The organism is Mycobacterium senriense (assembly GCF_019668465.1).
Lineage (GTDB): Bacteria > Actinomycetota > Actinomycetes > Mycobacteriales > Mycobacteriaceae > Mycobacterium > Mycobacterium senriense.
Window position 1 is genome coordinate 5,203,245 of the sequence record NZ_AP024828.1, and the last position, 15,177, is coordinate 5,218,421.

At 68.1% G+C, this 15,177-nt stretch carries 16 protein-coding genes; 4 read left to right on the top strand and 12 right to left on the bottom strand.

Annotated elements, in window-relative coordinates; translation table 11 throughout:
- Window positions 1-162: 162 nt before the first annotated feature.
- On the top strand, window positions 163-579 hold the full coding sequence (locus tag MTY59_RS24090) for a nitroreductase family deazaflavin-dependent oxidoreductase (protein ID WP_221046630.1): 417 nt from the start codon (window positions 163-165) through the stop codon (window positions 577-579).
- Here MTY59_RS24090 and MTY59_RS24095 read toward each other — a convergent pair.
- From MTY59_RS24095 to MTY59_RS24105, 3 genes are read right to left on the bottom strand one after another with little or no spacing between them, the layout of a single operon-like run.
- Window positions 576-932, bottom strand: a complete 357-nt coding sequence (locus MTY59_RS24095) for a DoxX family protein (protein ID WP_221043378.1) — start codon at window positions 930-932, stop codon at window positions 576-578. The two genes, MTY59_RS24090 and MTY59_RS24095, sit on opposite strands and share 4 nt — an antisense overlap.
- Window positions 933-949: 17 nt before the next feature.
- Entirely contained in the window at window positions 950-2,074 is a 1,125-nt protein-coding gene (locus MTY59_RS24100) for an SPFH domain-containing protein (RefSeq protein WP_221043379.1), read from the bottom strand.
- Between the two features lie 33 nt (window positions 2,075-2,107).
- Complete coding sequence (locus MTY59_RS24105; RefSeq protein WP_221043380.1) at window positions 2,108-2,545, bottom strand: NfeD family protein; 438 nt, start codon at window positions 2,543-2,545, stop codon at window positions 2,108-2,110.
- Window positions 2,546-2,602: 57 nt separating this feature from the next.
- Here MTY59_RS24105 and MTY59_RS24110 point away from each other — a divergent pair, with 57 nt between their 5' ends.
- Window positions 2,603-3,547, top strand: a complete 945-nt coding sequence (locus MTY59_RS24110) for a hypothetical protein (protein WP_221043381.1) — start codon at window positions 2,603-2,605, stop codon at window positions 3,545-3,547.
- Here the strand turns inward: MTY59_RS24110 and MTY59_RS24115 are convergent.
- The 3 genes from MTY59_RS24115 to fabG1 are packed head-to-tail and all read right to left on the bottom strand — an operon-like array spanning window position 3,544 to window position 6,193.
- Window positions 3,544-4,587 (bottom strand): ferrochelatase, encoded by a 1,044-nt coding sequence (locus MTY59_RS24115; protein ID WP_221043382.1) that lies wholly within the window; start codon window positions 4,585-4,587, stop codon window positions 3,544-3,546. The genes MTY59_RS24110 and MTY59_RS24115 overlap by 4 nt on opposite strands.
- Window positions 4,588-4,593: 6 nt before the next feature.
- On the bottom strand, window positions 4,594-5,403 hold the full coding sequence (gene inhA / locus MTY59_RS24120; RefSeq protein ID WP_221043383.1) for an NADH-dependent enoyl-ACP reductase InhA: 810 nt from the start codon (window positions 5,401-5,403) through the stop codon (window positions 4,594-4,596).
- Between the two features lie 34 nt (window positions 5,404-5,437).
- Window positions 5,438-6,193: a 3-oxoacyl-ACP reductase FabG1 gene (gene fabG1 / locus MTY59_RS24125; RefSeq protein WP_221043384.1), complete on the bottom strand. Its 756-nt coding sequence runs from the start codon at window positions 6,191-6,193 to the stop codon at window positions 5,438-5,440.
- A 124-nt stretch (window positions 6,194-6,317) separates the two neighbouring features.
- Between fabG1 and MTY59_RS24130 the strand changes: the two genes are divergently transcribed.
- Both MTY59_RS24130 and MTY59_RS24135 read left to right on the top strand, forming a co-directional pair.
- Window positions 6,318-7,868: a hypothetical protein gene (locus tag MTY59_RS24130; RefSeq protein WP_221043385.1), complete on the top strand. Its 1,551-nt coding sequence runs from the start codon at window positions 6,318-6,320 to the stop codon at window positions 7,866-7,868.
- 109 nt (window positions 7,869-7,977) lie between these two features.
- A complete protein-coding gene (locus MTY59_RS24135) occupies window positions 7,978-8,817 on the top strand; it encodes a type IV toxin-antitoxin system AbiEi family antitoxin (protein ID WP_221043386.1) in 840 nt (279 codons plus the stop codon).
- Window positions 8,818-8,898: 81 nt separating this feature from the next.
- Here the strand turns inward: MTY59_RS24135 and MTY59_RS24140 are convergent, their stop codons facing one another.
- The 6 genes from MTY59_RS24140 to MTY59_RS24165 form a co-directional block, all read right to left on the bottom strand.
- Window positions 8,899-9,906 (bottom strand): VWA domain-containing protein, encoded by a 1,008-nt coding sequence (locus tag MTY59_RS24140; RefSeq protein ID WP_221043387.1) that lies wholly within the window; start codon window positions 9,904-9,906, stop codon window positions 8,899-8,901.
- A complete protein-coding gene (locus MTY59_RS24145) occupies window positions 9,903-10,853 on the bottom strand; it encodes a DUF58 domain-containing protein (RefSeq protein WP_221043388.1) in 951 nt (316 codons plus the stop codon). The genes MTY59_RS24140 and MTY59_RS24145 overlap by 4 nt, the downstream gene beginning before the upstream one ends.
- The gene (gene moxR1, locus MTY59_RS24150) at window positions 10,850-11,980 is read right to left on the bottom strand and encodes a chaperone MoxR1 (RefSeq protein ID WP_221043389.1); all 1,131 of its coding nucleotides are present in this window, start codon (window positions 11,978-11,980) and stop codon (window positions 10,850-10,852) included. The genes MTY59_RS24145 and moxR1 overlap by 4 nt, the downstream gene beginning before the upstream one ends.
- A gap of 111 nt (window positions 11,981-12,091) precedes the next feature.
- Window positions 12,092-12,826: an NlpC/P60 family peptidoglycan endopeptidase RipB gene (ripB, locus tag MTY59_RS24155; protein WP_221046631.1), complete on the bottom strand. Its 735-nt coding sequence runs from the start codon at window positions 12,824-12,826 to the stop codon at window positions 12,092-12,094.
- A 25-nt stretch (window positions 12,827-12,851) separates the two neighbouring features.
- Complete coding sequence (gene ripA, locus MTY59_RS24160) at window positions 12,852-14,300, bottom strand: NlpC/P60 family peptidoglycan endopeptidase RipA (protein ID WP_221043390.1); 1,449 nt, start codon at window positions 14,298-14,300, stop codon at window positions 12,852-12,854.
- A 239-nt stretch (window positions 14,301-14,539) separates the two neighbouring features.
- Complete coding sequence (locus MTY59_RS24165) at window positions 14,540-15,127, bottom strand: Rv1476 family membrane protein (protein ID WP_347881597.1); 588 nt, start codon at window positions 15,125-15,127, stop codon at window positions 14,540-14,542.
- Window positions 15,128-15,177: the final 50 nt, after the last annotated feature.

Sequence of the window (15,177 nt, forward strand, 5' to 3'; positions counted from 1 at the left end):
CCCCCACTCCGCATCCCTGACAACTGAGCCTGTCGGCCCAGTAGCGTCTCGGTTATCCCGACGACCGTGGAGAGCCGCATGACATCAGACAACAGTGGAGCCCGCCGGTTTCCCACCGGCGTCGCGAGCCTGGCCGGACGGCTGCTGCGGTCGCGCCGCCTCATGCGCGCGCCGATATGGATCTACAAAGCCCGGGCGGGCGCGCTGTTCGGTTCGCGCATCCTGTTGCTCGAGCACGTCGGCCGCAAGTCGGGACTGCCGCGTTACGCGGCGCTGGAGGTCGTCGACCACTCCCCGCCCGACACCTACGTCGTCGCCTCGGGCTTCGGTCGAAAAGCTCAGTGGTTCCGCAACATTGAAGCCAACCCGCGGGTGCGAGTCTACGTCGGCAGCCACGCGCCCAAAACCGCCGTCGCGCGGGTGCTGACCACACCGGAGGCCGATCGCACCCTGGCCGCCTACCGAACACGTCACCCCAAGGCGTGGGAACGGATGCGCCCGGTGCTGGAGCAGACGCTCGGTGTGCCGATCACCGACACCGATACCCCGCTGCCGCTGGTCGAGTTGCGCCTCAACTAGTCCTGATCCGGCCCCTTGATCGTCATCGCGGCGAACAGCGCCAAAAACACCGCGGCCGGAAGGCCGTTGACGACCTTGTCGCGCACCCGAACGTGCGCGCCGACCGCCAGCACGAAGTACAACGTCAGCATCGCCGTCGTCAACCGCGCCAGCGCCGGAAAGCGATGGACCGACAGCAAACCGACCGCGGCGGCCGCCTTCGCCGCCGGCAGCACGGGCCGGATGTTCTCCGGGACGCCCAGGTCATCAAGGACCTTCTTGATCGGGGCCACCTGGACACCGCACGCCACCGCGTCGACGGCTTGGAAGGCGCCAAGCGCCGCATAGGTCTTGGGCGAAGTCAACACACTCATACCGCAATCCTAGGAAGTCAGCTCCCCGCCGGGCCATCCACCGGCTGGCGCGCTATGGCCTCCGCCTTGGCCACCGCCTGAACGATCGCCGGGTCGGTTTCGGTGGAGAACCAGTCGGCGACCTCGGCGTCGTCGTCGGCGCTGTGCTTAGGGGCGTCGTCGGCGGGCGAGGGCTGGAACCGGAACACCCCGTCCTCGCCCGGGGTTCCCAGCAGTCTGGTGAATCCCTGCAATGCCGCGTTGAAGTCGCTGGGCACTACCCACACCTTGTTGGCGTCGCCGCGCGCCATCTCCGGCAGCGTCTGCAAATACTGATAGGCCAACATCTCCGGGGTGGGCCGGCCGGCCTTGATCGCGGCGAATGTCTTCTCGATGGCCTTGGCCTGGCCCTGCGCCCGCAGGTAGGCCGCGGCGCGCTCGCCCTGGGCGCGCAGCACCCGCGACTGCCGGTCCGCCTCGGCGGTTAGGATTGTGGCCTGCTTGGCGCCCTCGGCGGCCAGGATCTGCGCAGTCTTCTGTCCCTCGGCCTGCATGATTGCCGCTTGCCGGTTACCTTCGGCGGTCAGGATCATCGCCCGCTTCTCGCGGTCGGCCTTCATCTGCTTCTCCATGGACGCCTGGATCGAGGGCGGCGGGTCGATGCTGCGCAACTCGACCCGGGCGACCCGCAGCCCCCACCGGCCGGTCGCCTCGTCAAGCACGCCGCGCAGCTGCCCGTTGATCTGGTCGCGCGACGTCAGCGTCTGCTCGAGCGTCATGCCGCCGACGACGTTGCGCAGCGTAGTGGTGGTGAGCTGCTCGACGCCGACGATGTAGTTGCTGATCTCGTAGACGGCCGCCTGGGGAACGGTGACCTGGAAGTAGACCACGGTGTCGATGTTGAGGGTCAAGTTGTCCTCGGTGATGACCGGCTGCGGCGGGAAGGACACCACCCGCTCCCGCAGATCCACCCGGGCGCGAACCCGATCGATGAATGGGATCAACAACGTCAGTTGCCCGCTGACCGTGCGGCTGTATCGTCCCAGTCGTTCGATCACCGCGGCCTCTGCCTGAGGGATCAGCGCCACCGACTTGGCCACCACGACGATGGCAAAGATCACCAAGACGGCCAGCAGCACCAAACCAGCAACCGCACCTTGCATCGGACTTCCTTTCGTTCGCAGCGTTTCTCGCCGCTACAGACCGCTCTTGAAGACCACCGCGGTGGCACCGTCGATCTGCATGACGGTGACCGGCTCGCCGGGTTCGTAGACCTCGCCGTCGTTAAGCGGGCGCGCGGACCACACCTGGCCGTCGAGTTTGACCTGGCCCGCGTCGCGCCCGACGCGTTCGAGCACGAGCGCGGTCTTGCCCTGCAGCGCCTCGATTCCCAAGCGCGGCGCCCCGGTGGGCGTCAGCCGGCGCTTCAGCGGCGGGCGAACCAGCGCCAGCAACAGCACGGAGACGACCAGGAACACCGCCCCGTTAGCCCACACCGGGAAGTCGGTCAGCCAACTGGTGGCCGCCGCGGCCAGCGCGCCCCCACCGAGCATCACCAAAAACAAATGGCCGGTGAGCGCCTCCGCACCGGCCAACACCAGCGCGAATATTAGCCAAAGCACCGCGGCGTGCATGCGGCAAGAATACGCGTGATCCGCCTTCGCCGGGCAAAACAACTACACTGCGTGATCGTGTGGTGTCCCAGTGTTTCGCTCTCCCTGTGGGCCAATGCCTGGCTCGCCGGAAAGGCCGCGCCCGACGACGTCCTGGACGCGTTATCCGTCTGGGCGCCAAAGCAATCGGTGACCGCGTATGATGCCGTCGCCGCGGGCCACACCGGGCTGCCCTGGCCCGATGTGCACGACGCCGGAACGGTCACGTTGCTGCAGACACTTCGCGCCGCGATCGGCCGGCCGACGTCGACGCCGGATGCTCTCGGCCTGATGCGCGGGACGATCAACGTCATTTTGCCGGTGCCCGGCGATGTGCGCGGGCTGGCCCCGGGAACGCAGTTCGAGCGGGACGCCCTGGCCGCCGGCGAGGCAGTCATCATCGCCAATCCCCGCAACCCCGCCGCCGCCGTCGGCCTGGTGCCCGAATTCTCCTACCAGGACGACGAGGACACGCCCGAAGACTACGAGACGCGGTTGGCGGAGCTGTGCGCGCTGACGTGGACCGTGTACTCGCTGCCCGGCGCGCCGGTGCTGGACCATTACGAGCTCGGCGACGCCGAGTACACGCTGCGGTCGGCGGTGCGCTCGGCCGCCGACGCGCTGGGCGCGATCGGGCTGGGAGCCGCGGCCTCCGACGTCGACGACCCTCGTGGGCTGGTCGAGCAACTACTGGAATCCGCACGGCAACACCGCATTCCCGACCACGCGCCGACGCGCGCGCTGCGGGTCCTGGAAAACGCGGCGCACGTCGACGCCATCATCGCGGTCAGCGCGGGGCTGAGCCGATCCGACTCCCCGGACCGTTTCACCGCACCCGTCGCCGCCGGCCTGGAACCGCTGGGAACGCAGTCGTCGTCCGAGGCGCGCATCGCCAGCGATGCGCTGCGACCGCTGACCGCCGTGGTGCGTTCGGCGCGGATGGCGGCCGTGACCGCGATCCTGCATTCCGCCTGGGGCGACTAGCCTCGAGGGCCGGTGCCGGCCGCGCAGTGCGGCGGGCGGCACTGCGCGCCGTTGGCGCTGGCCAGGCAGCCGGGCACGGGGTCCGGCCCGGCCACCCTCTCGGGCGTGCGGCCATAGCGCAGTTCGTCGATCAGGTCGGCGGCCAGTTGCGCGAAACGGGGCTGGGCGTTGGGCGTCGAGGCCCGCACCATCGCCACGCCCGCCGCCTCCGCCTGGGCCGCCAGCTCGTTGTCGAGGTCCCACACCACCTCGATGTGGTCGGCCACGAACCCGATCGGGCAGATGATGACGGCCTTGGTGCCGGCCTGCGCCAGGGCGGCCAGGTGGTCGGCGACGTCGGGCTCCAGCCACGGAACCTGGGGCGGCCCCGACCGGGACTGCCACGCCAGCTCGTACTCGGGATATCCTGCGGCCGCCGCCACAAGGCTTGCGGCATAGGCGACTTGGCGGCTGTACAGCCGCGGGCCCAGCCGGTCGTCGGCCGCCACCGGGATGGAATGCGCTGTGAACACCAGACGCGCGCCGGCCTGTTGTTCGGCGGTCAGCGCGCCCGACGCCGCACCGATGGTGTCGGCGAAGATCTGCACGAACAGCGGGTGGTCGAAATAGGGCCGCAGCTTGACCAGTTCGGGCGCATCCGGCCCGGCCGCCTCGCGCGCCCGCGCGATGTCCTCGACGTATTGCGTGCAGCTCGAATAGCCGCTCCATGCCGACGTGGTGAATACCGCGGCCCGACGAATTCCGTTGTCCCGCATCGTCGCGACGGTGTCTTCGACGTAGGGTTCCCAGTTGCGGTTACCGAAGTAGACCGGCAGGTCCAGGCCGCGGCCTTCGAGCTCGGCGCGCAGCTGCTGGATCAGCGCCAGGTTGATCCGGTTGATCGGCGACACGCCGCCGAAATGCAGGTAGTGTTCGGCGACGTCGTCGAGACGTTCCGGTGGCACGTTGCGGCCCCGGGTGACGTTCTCCAGAAACGGCCGAACCTGCTCCGGACCTTCCGGTCCACCGAAGGACAGCAGCAGGACGGCATCGAATTCCATTGCCGTTTACAGTAATTGGGTGCTTGCGCCACCGTCGGCGTAGATGATGGTCCCCGTCGTCGCCGGCAGCCAGTCCGAGAGCAATGCGCACACCGTCTTGGCGACCGGCGTCGGGTCCTTCATGTTCCAGCCGATGGGGGCACGCTGGTCCCAGCCCTCTTCGAGCAGCTGCATCTGCGCGCCGGCCTCTTCGCCCAGCGCACCGCCGACGATGGCGCTCATGGCCAACGTCCGGATAGGGCCCGCGGCAACGAGATTGGAGCGAACACCGAACTTGCCCGCCTCGCGCGCCACGAACCGGTTGACCGATTCCAGCGCGCTCTTGGCCACCGTCATCCAGTTGTAGGCCGGCATCGCCCGGCTGGGGTCGAAGTCCATCCCCACTATGGAGCCGCCGGGGTTCATGATCGGCAGCGTCGCCTTGGCCAGCGAGGCGTACGAATACGCCGAGATGTGAATGCCTTTGGAGACATCCTCGTACGGCGCGTCGAAGAACGGGTTGATGCCCATCCCCGTCTGCGGCATGAAACCGATCGAGTGCACCACACCGTCGAGCTTGTTGCCCTCGCCGATCTCGGCCGATACCCGCTCGGCGAGCGAGTTCAGGTGCTCCTCGTTTTGCACGTCGAGTTCGATCAGCGGCGCCTTCTCCGGCAGCCGGTCGGCGATGCGCTGAATCAGACGCAACCGGTCAAACCCGGTGAGCACCAACTGCGCACCCGCCTCCTGGGCCGCCTTGGCGATGTGAAACGCAATCGACGAATCGGTGATGATCCCGGAGATCAGGATCCGTTTGCCGTCGAGCAGTCCTGCCATGTCCGTCCTCAATATCCTTGTGTCGTGGTGGAACTCAGTGGCCCATGCCCATGCCGCCGTCGACCGGGATGACCGCACCGGCGATGTAACTCGCATCTTCGGAGGCCAGGAAGCTGACCACCCCGGCGACCTCCGCGGCGGTGCCGACCCGCTTCGCGGGAATGAAATCCAGCGCCCCGGCCTGAATCCGCTCGTCCAGCGCGCGCGTCATCTCGGTGTCGATGTAACCGGGGGCTACCACGTTCGCGGTCACCCCGGCCTTGGACAGCTCCCGGGAGATCGAGCGGGCCATGCCGATCAGGCCGGCCTTAGCGGCCGCATAGTTGGCCTGGTTGCCGATGCCCCAGCTGCCGGAGACCGAGCCGATGTAGATGATCCGGCCGAACCGCTTTTTCTGCATGCTGCGTGAGGCCCGCTGGGTCACTCGGAACGCGCCGGTGAGGTTCGCGTTGATGACTTCTTCGAACCGTTCCTCGGTCATCCTGATCAGGAACGCATCCTTGGAGATACCGGCGTTGGACACCAGCACCTCGACCGGACCCTGGTGCTCCTCGACCTCTTTGAAGGCGCGGTCGATGGCGTCGTTGTCGGTGACGTCACACTCGACGCCGAACAGCCCCTCGGGCGCCCCGGATCCGCGGTGCGTGATGGCCACCTTGTGGCCGTCGGCGGCCAGCCGCTGTGCGATCGCCAGCCCGATCCCCCGGTTTCCCCCGGTGACCAGGACTGAACGGGATACGAATGCCGGTGTGACGCCGTTGGCGGCGAGTGTGGTGGCTGCGTCAGTCACCCGGCCAACTTATCGCCTCGGCCGGCCAGAGCTGCAATCGGCTCAGCGCGAGCGCAGCGCCATCCCAGGCCGCGGCACTCACCGCTGCGCGCACCCGGGGTGGCTCCCTTAGGATCTGATCCTCATGGCCGCAGCCCCGACCCGTCTCCGGAGGATCGACACCCACGCCTCGGCGCTCTTCGCCGTTTGCTGCGGCAGCTTGCTCGTCCTGCTGCTGGTACGCAACCACGGGCTGTTCGGCCATCCTGTCTACGAGGCCGGAGATCCGGCGGCCAACTCGATTCTCACCTTGCAAGCCAAGCACTTCGCCCTGATGACCGGGCACTACTCCAGGGTCGGTTTCCACCATCCCGGTCCGGCTTTTTTCTATGTACAGGCCGTCGGCGAATGGTTGCTGCACGACGTGACCGGTGTCGTTCCGGCGGCCTACAACGGGCAGGCAATCGCGATCATGGCCCTCAACGCGATGCTGATCGGGCTCGGGCTGACCATCCTCCATACGTGGGTGCGCTCGGCGCCGGCGGTGCTCACCGCGGCCGGCATCAGCCTCATTTTTCTCGCCGAACACCCCCAGCTGGTGTGCTCCACCTGGATGCCGCACGCCTGCTTCGCGCCCTTCTTCCTCTACCTCGTCACGGTCGCGTCGGTGGCGGCCGGCCGACTGCGCCACCTGTGGGCCATGGTGCTCGCCGGCGGCCTGCTGGTGCACGGGCACGCGGAATTCCTGCTCCTGGTGCCCCTGCTTGCGCTGGCGGCGCTCGTGCCCCAGCGGCGCCAGTTGCTCGCACACCGCCGCGACGTGCTGGTCGCCTCGGCTTTGTTGGCGTTGTTCCTGCTCCCGATGGTGCTCAACGTGATGCTGCACTGGCCGGGCGAGATTCCGCAGTACCTGGCCTACGGCCACCGCGCCCCAAACCCGCCGGTCGCGGCGGCGCGATTTCTCGCGCAGTTCTGGGGCCCGGGTCCTGCCCTCGGCGCGGTGTTCCTGGTGGCGTTGTTCGCGGCGGATGTGGCGCTGGTCCGCAAGCTCGCACACCCGGGCATCGACGAGGCGGTGCACGACTTCTCCCGTCGCCTGCTTCGGGTCACCGCCTTGGCCACCGCGCTGTTCGCCTTCTACTGCTGGTACGGCGTCGACCATCTCTGGCAGTCCTACATCGGCGTCTTCTCCTACGCGTTGCCGCTGGTTTTACTCATCCTGGGCTCGTCGGCGCTGGTGGTGCTGGCGATGTCACGGCCGGAGCTGGTCGCCCACCGCCTGGCGGCCGGCGCCGCGGCCGTCAGCCTGGCGGTCGGGGTGGTGCTCGCCCTCACCACGGACTCCCTGCGCAGAGACCGCGACGAGCTGACGGGCGTGCCCGTCGCGCTCGAGTACCTGACCGTGCACGCCCACGGCAAGCCGATCGTGCTGCAGACACGCACCGACGAATCCTGGGCCGACGCGCTCGCGCTGCTCGACGCCGCCACGCGGGACGGACAGCGTGCCTGCCTGGCGCAGGAACGCTGGCGGCTCCAGGCCACCCCTCAGTTCATGTGCACACCGGAGGAGCTGGCCGGCGGGGCGCGCTTCACGCTCAGCCGCGTCGACCCGGTGGCGCCGGGCGTCCCGGTGGTGCCGAATCTCAATCCGATCCCCGCGTCCTACCCGCCGTCGGCGGTCATCGCCGCCGGCTGAGCGTCACCGGGCGGTCGCCGAGCGTAACGCCAGTGCGTGATTTCTTGCCGGCAGTCGCAGTGGCGTTACGCTCGGCCCGCGTGTCGGTGGGCGGCGGCACACTTTCGCCATGACGGACCCTTTCTTGGGCACCGAGGCTCTGGCCGCGGGCACGCTCACCGCCTATGAGCTGCGTACTCGGTACGTCGCGCTTCATCAAGACGTGTACGTGCCGCGTGGTGCCGAGCCGACGGCGGTACTGCGTGCCAAGGCGTGTTGGTTGCGCTCGCGTCGCCGGGGCGTGCTTGCGGGTTTCTCGGCGGCTGCCCTTCACGGCGCCAAGTGGATCGACCCGATGCGGCGCGCCGCGATCATTGACACCAATCGCCGACCCGCCGAGGGAGTTGAGGTCTGGGAAGAGCGCATCGACCCCGACGAGATCGCCGTTGTGGATGGCATGAGGGTGACCATGCCGGCCCGCACCGCTGTCGACCTGGTACGGCGATGCCCGCATGGCATCGCAGTTGCTGCTATCGACGCTCTGGCACAGGCGGTCGAGTTGAAGTTCGCCGATGTCGAGCTGCTGGTTGAGCGATATAAGGGCCGCCGCGGCATCAGATTCGCCAGAGCGGCTCTTGAACTGGTGGACGAGGGCGCTCAATCGCCGAAGGAGACGTGGCTGCGCCTGTTGCTGATCCACGCCGGCTTCCCTCGACCACAGACGCAAATTCCGGTTCGCAACGAATGGGGTTGGGCTGAGGCATATCTCGACATGGGCTGGGAAGACATCAAGGTGGCGGTCGAGTATGACGGCGACCAGCATCGGTCAAGCCGCGCTCAGTACATCAAGGACATCCGCCGGCTGGAAATGCTGGAACGCCACGGGTGGCTCGTGATTCGAGTCGTGGCCGAGCACCACCCCGACGACATCATTCGCCGCGTGGCCCGAGCGCGAGCGCGCCGAGCGTAACGCCAGTGCGTAATTTCCAGCCGGCCGTCGCAGTGGCGTTACGCTCGCCGACGCGGAGGTCGGCAGCGATGCGCCCGAACGCTAGGTCGGCAGGCGCCGGTTGATCAGCAGGGCCGCCAGTGCGGCCAGCGCCAGCACCACCGCGCCCAGCCGCACCCAGCCCACGCTGGCGTCGCCCTTGATGGTCTCGTAGCCGATCTGCTGCTGCAGCGTCGCGTACACGGATTTCAGTTCCTGCAATGACGCTGCGCTGTAGGCGTTCCCACCCGAGAGCTGGGCGACCTTCCTCAGCGTCTCGTCGTCGACGGGCACCGGCTGACGCTGGTCGTTGATCTCGACGAAGCCGTACGGGGTGCCGAAGGAGATGGTGGAGATCGGCACGCCCTGGTCCTTGGCGGTGCGCGCGGCGGTGAAGGCGCCCTTCGGGTTATCCGGGTTGGTCGGCATCGTCTCCTTGCCATCGGAGAACAGCACGATGCGCGCCGGCGGCGGTTTGTCGCCGCCGCCGATCACCGCGCCCACCGTCGCGATGGCCTGCAGGGCGGTGAAGATGCCCTCCCCGGTCGCGGTGCGGTCGGCGTACTGCAGCTTGTCCAGCGCGGTCTTGGTCGATTCGCGGTTGGTCGTCGGCGATACCAACACCGTCGCGGTCCCGGCATAGGCGATCAGCCCGAGGTTGATGCCCGGGGTGAGCTCGTCGGCGAACTGCTTGGCCGCTTCCTGGGCGGCCGCCATCCGGGTGGGCTGCACGTCGGTGGCGCGCATGGATTGCGAGACGTCGATGACCAGCATCACCACCGCGCGGTTGCGGGGAATCCGGACGTCGTTCGTCGGGCCCGCCATCGCGATGGTGAACAGCACCAGCGACGCGATGAGCAGAATCGCGGGCACGTGCCGCCACCTGGGTGGCCGTTTGGGGGCGACGCTTTCCAGCAGCTCCATGTTGGCGAACCGCAGCATGCGACGCTGCCGCGCCAACTGCATCAGGATGTAGAGCGCGGCCAGCCCTACGACGACGAGCAGGAACAGAAAGAACCACGAATGTTCAAAGCCCGACAACGACATTGGGCCGAGTAGCGGCAGTGTCACTGCCGCCCTGCCAATGCACCGCGCCGGCGGGATTCGACAAAGCGCACGATGTCGGCGATCCAGTCACGGTCGGTGCGCAGCGTCAGGATCGGAGCCCCGCAGCTGCGGATGGTGCGCGCCACGTCGGCACGGTGCGCCGCGGCGGCCTTGGCGAAATCGTCCCGCAGCTGGGCGTCGATGGTGAATTCACGGGTGACGCCGGACTCGGCGTCCTGCAGCACCACGTCGCCGATGTCGGGCAGCTCGACGTCGCGGGGGTCCAGCACCTCGACCGCCAGCACCTCGTGCCGGGCGGCGACGGCGCGTAGTGGGCGCATCCAGTTGATCGGTCCGAGGAAGTCGCTGATGATGACCGCCATGCCGCGGCGGCGCTCCGGGCGGCGCAGCGAGTCGATCGCCGTCGCCAGGTCGCCGCGCACCCCGACCGGGGCCCGCGGCGTGGTGGCGATGGTGCGCAGCAACGTCTGCTCGTGCTGACGCCCGGAGCGGGCGGGCACCCGGGTGATGTTGGCGCCGGTGGAGACGATCGCGCCCAGCCTGTTGCCGCCCCCGCTGTTGAGGAAGGTGATGGCGGCGGCGGCCGCGACGGCAAGGTCGCGCTTCTCGCACACCGTGGTGCCGAAGTCCAGGCTGGCCGACATGTCGACCACCAGCCAGGTTTCCAGCTCCCGGTCGGCGATCATCTGCCGCACGTGCGGGTGCGTGGTGCGCGCGGTGACGGCCCAGTCCATCCGGCGGACATCGTCGCCGGGCTGATACTCGCGCGACTCCCCCGGCTCCGAGCCAGGGCCCGGGATCAGGCCGAGGTGGTCGCCGTGCAGCACACCGTCGAGCTTGCGCTTGACGGTGAGCTCGAGGGTGCGCAGCGCCGCCGACAGCTTCGGGTCGTCGATCTGACCCCGCTGCATCGATGGTGGATGGACCACCGGCCGCTTGGGGTCGGTCACCGACCGCTGGCCGCGCCGGCGGGTTGCATCACCGGGGGCACCGAATGACCTTGCTGCGGAACGGCATTCACCTGAGGCAGGGCAACCGTCTGCAGCACCCGGTTGATGACGACCTCGGCGGAGATCTCGTCGGCCAGCGCGTCGTAGGTGAGCACCAGCCGGTGGCGCAGCACGTCGGGGATGACGTCGACGACGTCTTGCGGGATGACGTAGTCACGGCCGCGGACCAGCGCCAGTGACCGGGCGGCGGCGATGATGCCCAGCGAGGCACGCGGGGACGCCCCGAACGAGATCCACGTCTTGACGTCGTTCATGCCGAGCTGTTCGGGATGACGGGTGGCGGTGACCACGCGCACCACATAATCGACCAGCGCGTGGTGGACGAAGACGTTGGCCGCGATGTCCTGCAGTCGCAGCAGGTCGCCGGTGTTGAGGATCTGCTTGGGCTCCGGCGGGCGCACGCCCATCCGGTAGATGATCTCCCGCTCCTCCTCCGGTGACGGGTAGCCGACGTTGATCTTGAACAGGAAGCGGTCGCGCTGGGCCTCGGGCAGCGGGTACACGCCCTCGTGCTCGATGGGGTTCTGCGTCGCCATCACCAGGAACGGGTTGGGCAGCGGGAACCTCTTGCCGCCGATCGAAACCTGGCGTTCCTGCATGACCTCCAGCAGCGCCGACTGCACCTTGGCCGGCGCACGGTTGATCTCGTCGGCGAGCAGGAAGTTGACCACCACCGGGCCGAGCTCGGTGTCGAACTCTTCCTTGCCCTGGCGGTAGATGCGGGTACCGATGATGTCGGTGGGCACCAGGTCGGGCGTGAACTGGATGCGCGCGAACGTCCCGCCGACCACCTTGGCGAACGTCTCGACGGCCAGCGTCTTGGCCACGCCGGGCACACCCTCGAGCAGCACGTGTCCCTTGGACAACAGGCCGACTAGCATCCGCTCCACCAGTTGGTCCTGGCCGACGATGATGCGCTTGACCTCGAAGATGGCCCGCTCCAGGGTCTGCACCTCGGCAGCCAGTCCGTTGCCCCCGCCTGCCGGCGCTTCGTGGGCCGGGCCGGTTTGCCCGCCCGGGCCGGAGTAACCGCTGGCGCCTGGCGGCGGCCCACCTGCTGCTGTCATCAAGAACCCTCCAAGGTCAAACGGACACGACTGCCGGGCAGCGACGTGCCCTGGTCCAACTATTCCAGGCCCGCCTAATTCCGTCGACGCCGCGGGTTCGCTGGACTGCGATCAGTACTCGATGATCCTGGTCAGGAACGGCGTCATGCCGGGCTTACGAACCGGGCTGACCGTAACCTTGGCGGCGCTGCCCGACGCCTCGAGCATCTGGCCGTTGCCCAGGTACATGGTGACGTGTTGACTGCCGCCCGGGCCGTAGAAGATCAGGTCGCCGCGCCGGGCCTGATCCGGCGGGATGTGGCGGCCGGCGTTGTACTGGTCACCGGAGAACCGCGGGATCAGCACGCCGACCCCGGCGAACCCGTAGCGCATCAGGCCCGAGCAGTCGAAGCCGGTGATGTTGGCGCCGTCGCCGACGCCCTTGCTCGGGCCATCCAGCGAGCCACCGCCCCACGAATACGGCACCCCCATCTGGGAGCCCATCCGGCGAATCACGTACTCGATGGCCTGCCGGCCGTTTGCCCGCGGAATCTTGGCGCCGGGGTTGCTCGGAGTGGCCGCCGCGGCGGGAGGATCGCCACCGAGGTTGATCCCGATCCCGCTCAAGAATTGCTTGCCCAGGTCCATGGTGGTCTGGGTGGCCTGGGCGGTGGCCTGCAGCGAGGCGTTGGCGACGGCGAGCGGGTCGCCGGGCGCGCCGGCACTGATCTGGGCGGGCAGTGTGGGGTCCCACTGGCCCGGATCGGCACCGGCGAGAGGAGCCGGGGCCGCCACAGAAAACATCAGCCCGGACACCACTGCGGTGATCCAGGCGAAGTTGATGAGACGAATCCGATTGCGGCGCATGGCTATCCGTTCAGTACTCACTCGATCACCACTCGATGTATCGGATCACGTAGGGCGTCATGCCGCTGGTGCGCACCGGGGCGACGCGGACCTTCAACCCGATGTCGGGGGCCTCGAGCATCTGGCCGTCGCCGAGGTAGATCGTGACGTGCTGGCTGCCGCCCGGCCCGTAGAAGATGACGTCGCCACGGCGCATCTGTGCGGACGGGATCTTGCGGCCCAGGTTGTACTGCGAGCCCGAGTAGTGCGGCAGCTTGATGCCCACCCCGGCGAACGAGTACAGCACCAGGCCCGAACAGTCGAAACCGGTGATGCCGGCCCCGGAGTCGATGCCCTTGCTCGGGCCGGCCGCGTTGCCGCCACCCCAGGAGTAGGGCACGCCGATCTGCGACATGCCGCGCCGGATCACGTATTCGGTGGCCTGCCGGCCGTACACCCGGGGGATGCGCCCGCCGACGCCACCGGGCGCCGCGTTGGTGATGCCGGTGTCGTCTGGCTTGAGAATGCCCATCTGCTGCAGGAAGTTACGGCCCAGACCGGCGGTGACCTGAGTCGAGGTGGCCGAGATGCCGAGCACCTGGTTGATCACCGCGATCGGGTCGCCGGGAACGTTGGCGCTCGGGATCATCGGCAACGTCGGGTCCCAGGCGCCATCCCACTGGCGGCCCCCGGACGACGGCGCCGGCGCGCCCGGCGAACCGGTCTCCCACCGGTCACCCGACGCGGGCGCTGCGGCCCCGCCGGTACCCGCGGACCACTGCCGCGCGGCCTCGCGCTTGGCCGCCTCGAGCTTGACCTGAGCCTGATCCCGTTCGGCGGCAAGGCGAATGATGTCTTCGCGTTGCTGGTCGAACTTCTGCTTGGAATTGGTCAGCGCCGCCACGGCCGCGTCCTGACTGGACTTGGCGTCGGCGGCGGCCTTGTCGGCATTCTGCTTGGCCAGCCGCGCCGCCGATTCCTTGTTCACCTGCTCGGTGCGGGCCTGCTGCAGCTTGGCCATCACGGCCTGCGAGCTCGTGGTCAGGTTCTTGGCGGCGGCTTCGGTCGCGATGATGTCGTCGGGGCTGCTCGCCGTCAGGTAGCTGTTCGACGGACCGTTCATATAGGTGGCCGCGGCGAACGTGTCGAAGCGGCGCTGCGCCCCGGCGATGGCGATGTTGGCGTCTTTGACCGCTTGCTGGCTGGTCTCCACATCGTGCTGGGCGGTGGCCGCGTTGTCCCGCGCGGTCTCCACGTCGACCAGGGCCTTGTTGACGCTTTCCTGTTCGGTCTGGATTTCGGCGCTCAGGTTCTGCAGCCGCTGGTTGGCCTTGGCGACGTTGGCGATGAGTGCGGCCAGGTTGTCGGCGGTGGGATCGGCCTCCGCGAGCCCCGGCGTCGCGATCAACAGCGCCAGGCTCAAAACGGATGGGACGACGGGCCGCAACAGCCTTGCGGCCGGTCGCGCAGAAGACCCCCAGCGTGTGCGTCTCATTCGACTCAGGTCTCCTACGGCTCAACACGACGGGTGGCGCCGGCCACAGGTTCCACGTAAGGCGCCAAAGACAACACCAGCATCATTTGCACCGTACGTCACACCGGTGGGCGTGCAAACGCTCCACCGAAATCGCACTCTCTACGTGCGTTTAATGTGACCGAACGGTGACCTGCTCGGTTTGCCGCAGTCGGCGGTGAGGGTTCGTCGATTGAACCCGAAGAAGCGAATACCGGTGGTTACACGGCGGAATTGGTGTCGGCGGCGGGGGCTGCCGCGGTGTCATCCGTCGTTGCTGAGCGCCTGCTACGCAACTGCAACAACCGGGTGCCGACGGCCGCCGCGAAGACGGCGATCAACAGGAAAATCGTCAGGCCGGTCCAGGGAAACTCGGGCGTGTCCAGCTCGTGTAAGAAATGCTGCGCGGAGACCACCGGGTTGCCGGTCTTGGCGATGTCCTCGCCGGCCTCGAGCGTGACGCGGGGGAACTTCGTGCTGTAGCTGCCGACGTAGCTCGGGCTGAGCGTCAGCACCGTCGCGTCGTGGTAGTCGGCGCCGACCACCGTCGAGATGTCGCGCAACGGGGTGTCATTCGGGGGGTTGTGGTCGAGCAGCACGATCTTGAGGTTGATGCCCTCGGCGTGCGCCTGATTGACCACCTCGAGCAGTCCCGGCATCGCCGACGGCGCGGCACTGACCCCGGTGGCGGCGACCTGAGCCTTCACCATGGCCATGTCGACGTCCACCGGAATGTAAAGCGGCAGCGTCGAGTGCGAGAACACGGTGTCCTGCGGTAGCGGTGCAACGAACGACTCGTGCCCGGTCATCTGCGCCTCCTGCGGTAGTGCTAGAGGCACCGTACGCGACTTCACTGTCG

Bases quoted from the DNA above. Each gene is read 5' to 3' on its own strand.
- MTY59_RS24090 (WP_221046630.1), top strand. From the start codon at position 163: ATGCGCGCGCCGATATGGATCTACAAAGCCCGGGCGGGCGCGCTGTTC.
- MTY59_RS24095 (WP_221043378.1), bottom strand. From the start codon at position 932: ATGAGTGTGTTGACTTCGCCCAAGACCTATGCGGCGCTTGGCGCCTTC.
- MTY59_RS24100 (WP_221043379.1), bottom strand. From the start codon at position 2,074: ATGCAAGGTGCGGTTGCTGGTTTGGTGCTGCTGGCCGTCTTGGTGATC.
- MTY59_RS24105 (WP_221043380.1), bottom strand. From the start codon at position 2,545: ATGCACGCCGCGGTGCTTTGGCTAATATTCGCGCTGGTGTTGGCCGGT.
- MTY59_RS24115 (WP_221043382.1), bottom strand. From the start codon at position 4,587: ATGGAATTCGATGCCGTCCTGCTGCTGTCCTTCGGTGGACCGGAAGGT.
- inhA (WP_221043383.1), bottom strand. From the start codon at position 5,403: ATGGCAGGACTGCTCGACGGCAAACGGATCCTGATCTCCGGGATCATC.
- MTY59_RS24130 (WP_221043385.1), top strand. From the start codon at position 6,318: ATGGCCGCAGCCCCGACCCGTCTCCGGAGGATCGACACCCACGCCTCG.
- MTY59_RS24135 (WP_221043386.1), top strand. From the start codon at position 7,978: ATGACGGACCCTTTCTTGGGCACCGAGGCTCTGGCCGCGGGCACGCTC.
- moxR1 (WP_221043389.1), bottom strand. From the start codon at position 11,980: ATGACAGCAGCAGGTGGGCCGCCGCCAGGCGCCAGCGGTTACTCCGGC.
- ripB (WP_221046631.1), bottom strand. From the start codon at position 12,826: ATGCGCCGCAATCGGATTCGTCTCATCAACTTCGCCTGGATCACCGCA.
- ripA (WP_221043390.1), bottom strand. From the start codon at position 14,300: ATGAGACGCACACGCTGGGGGTCTTCTGCGCGACCGGCCGCAAGGCTG.
- MTY59_RS24165 (WP_347881597.1), bottom strand. From the start codon at position 15,127: ATGACCGGGCACGAGTCGTTCGTTGCACCGCTACCGCAGGACACCGTG.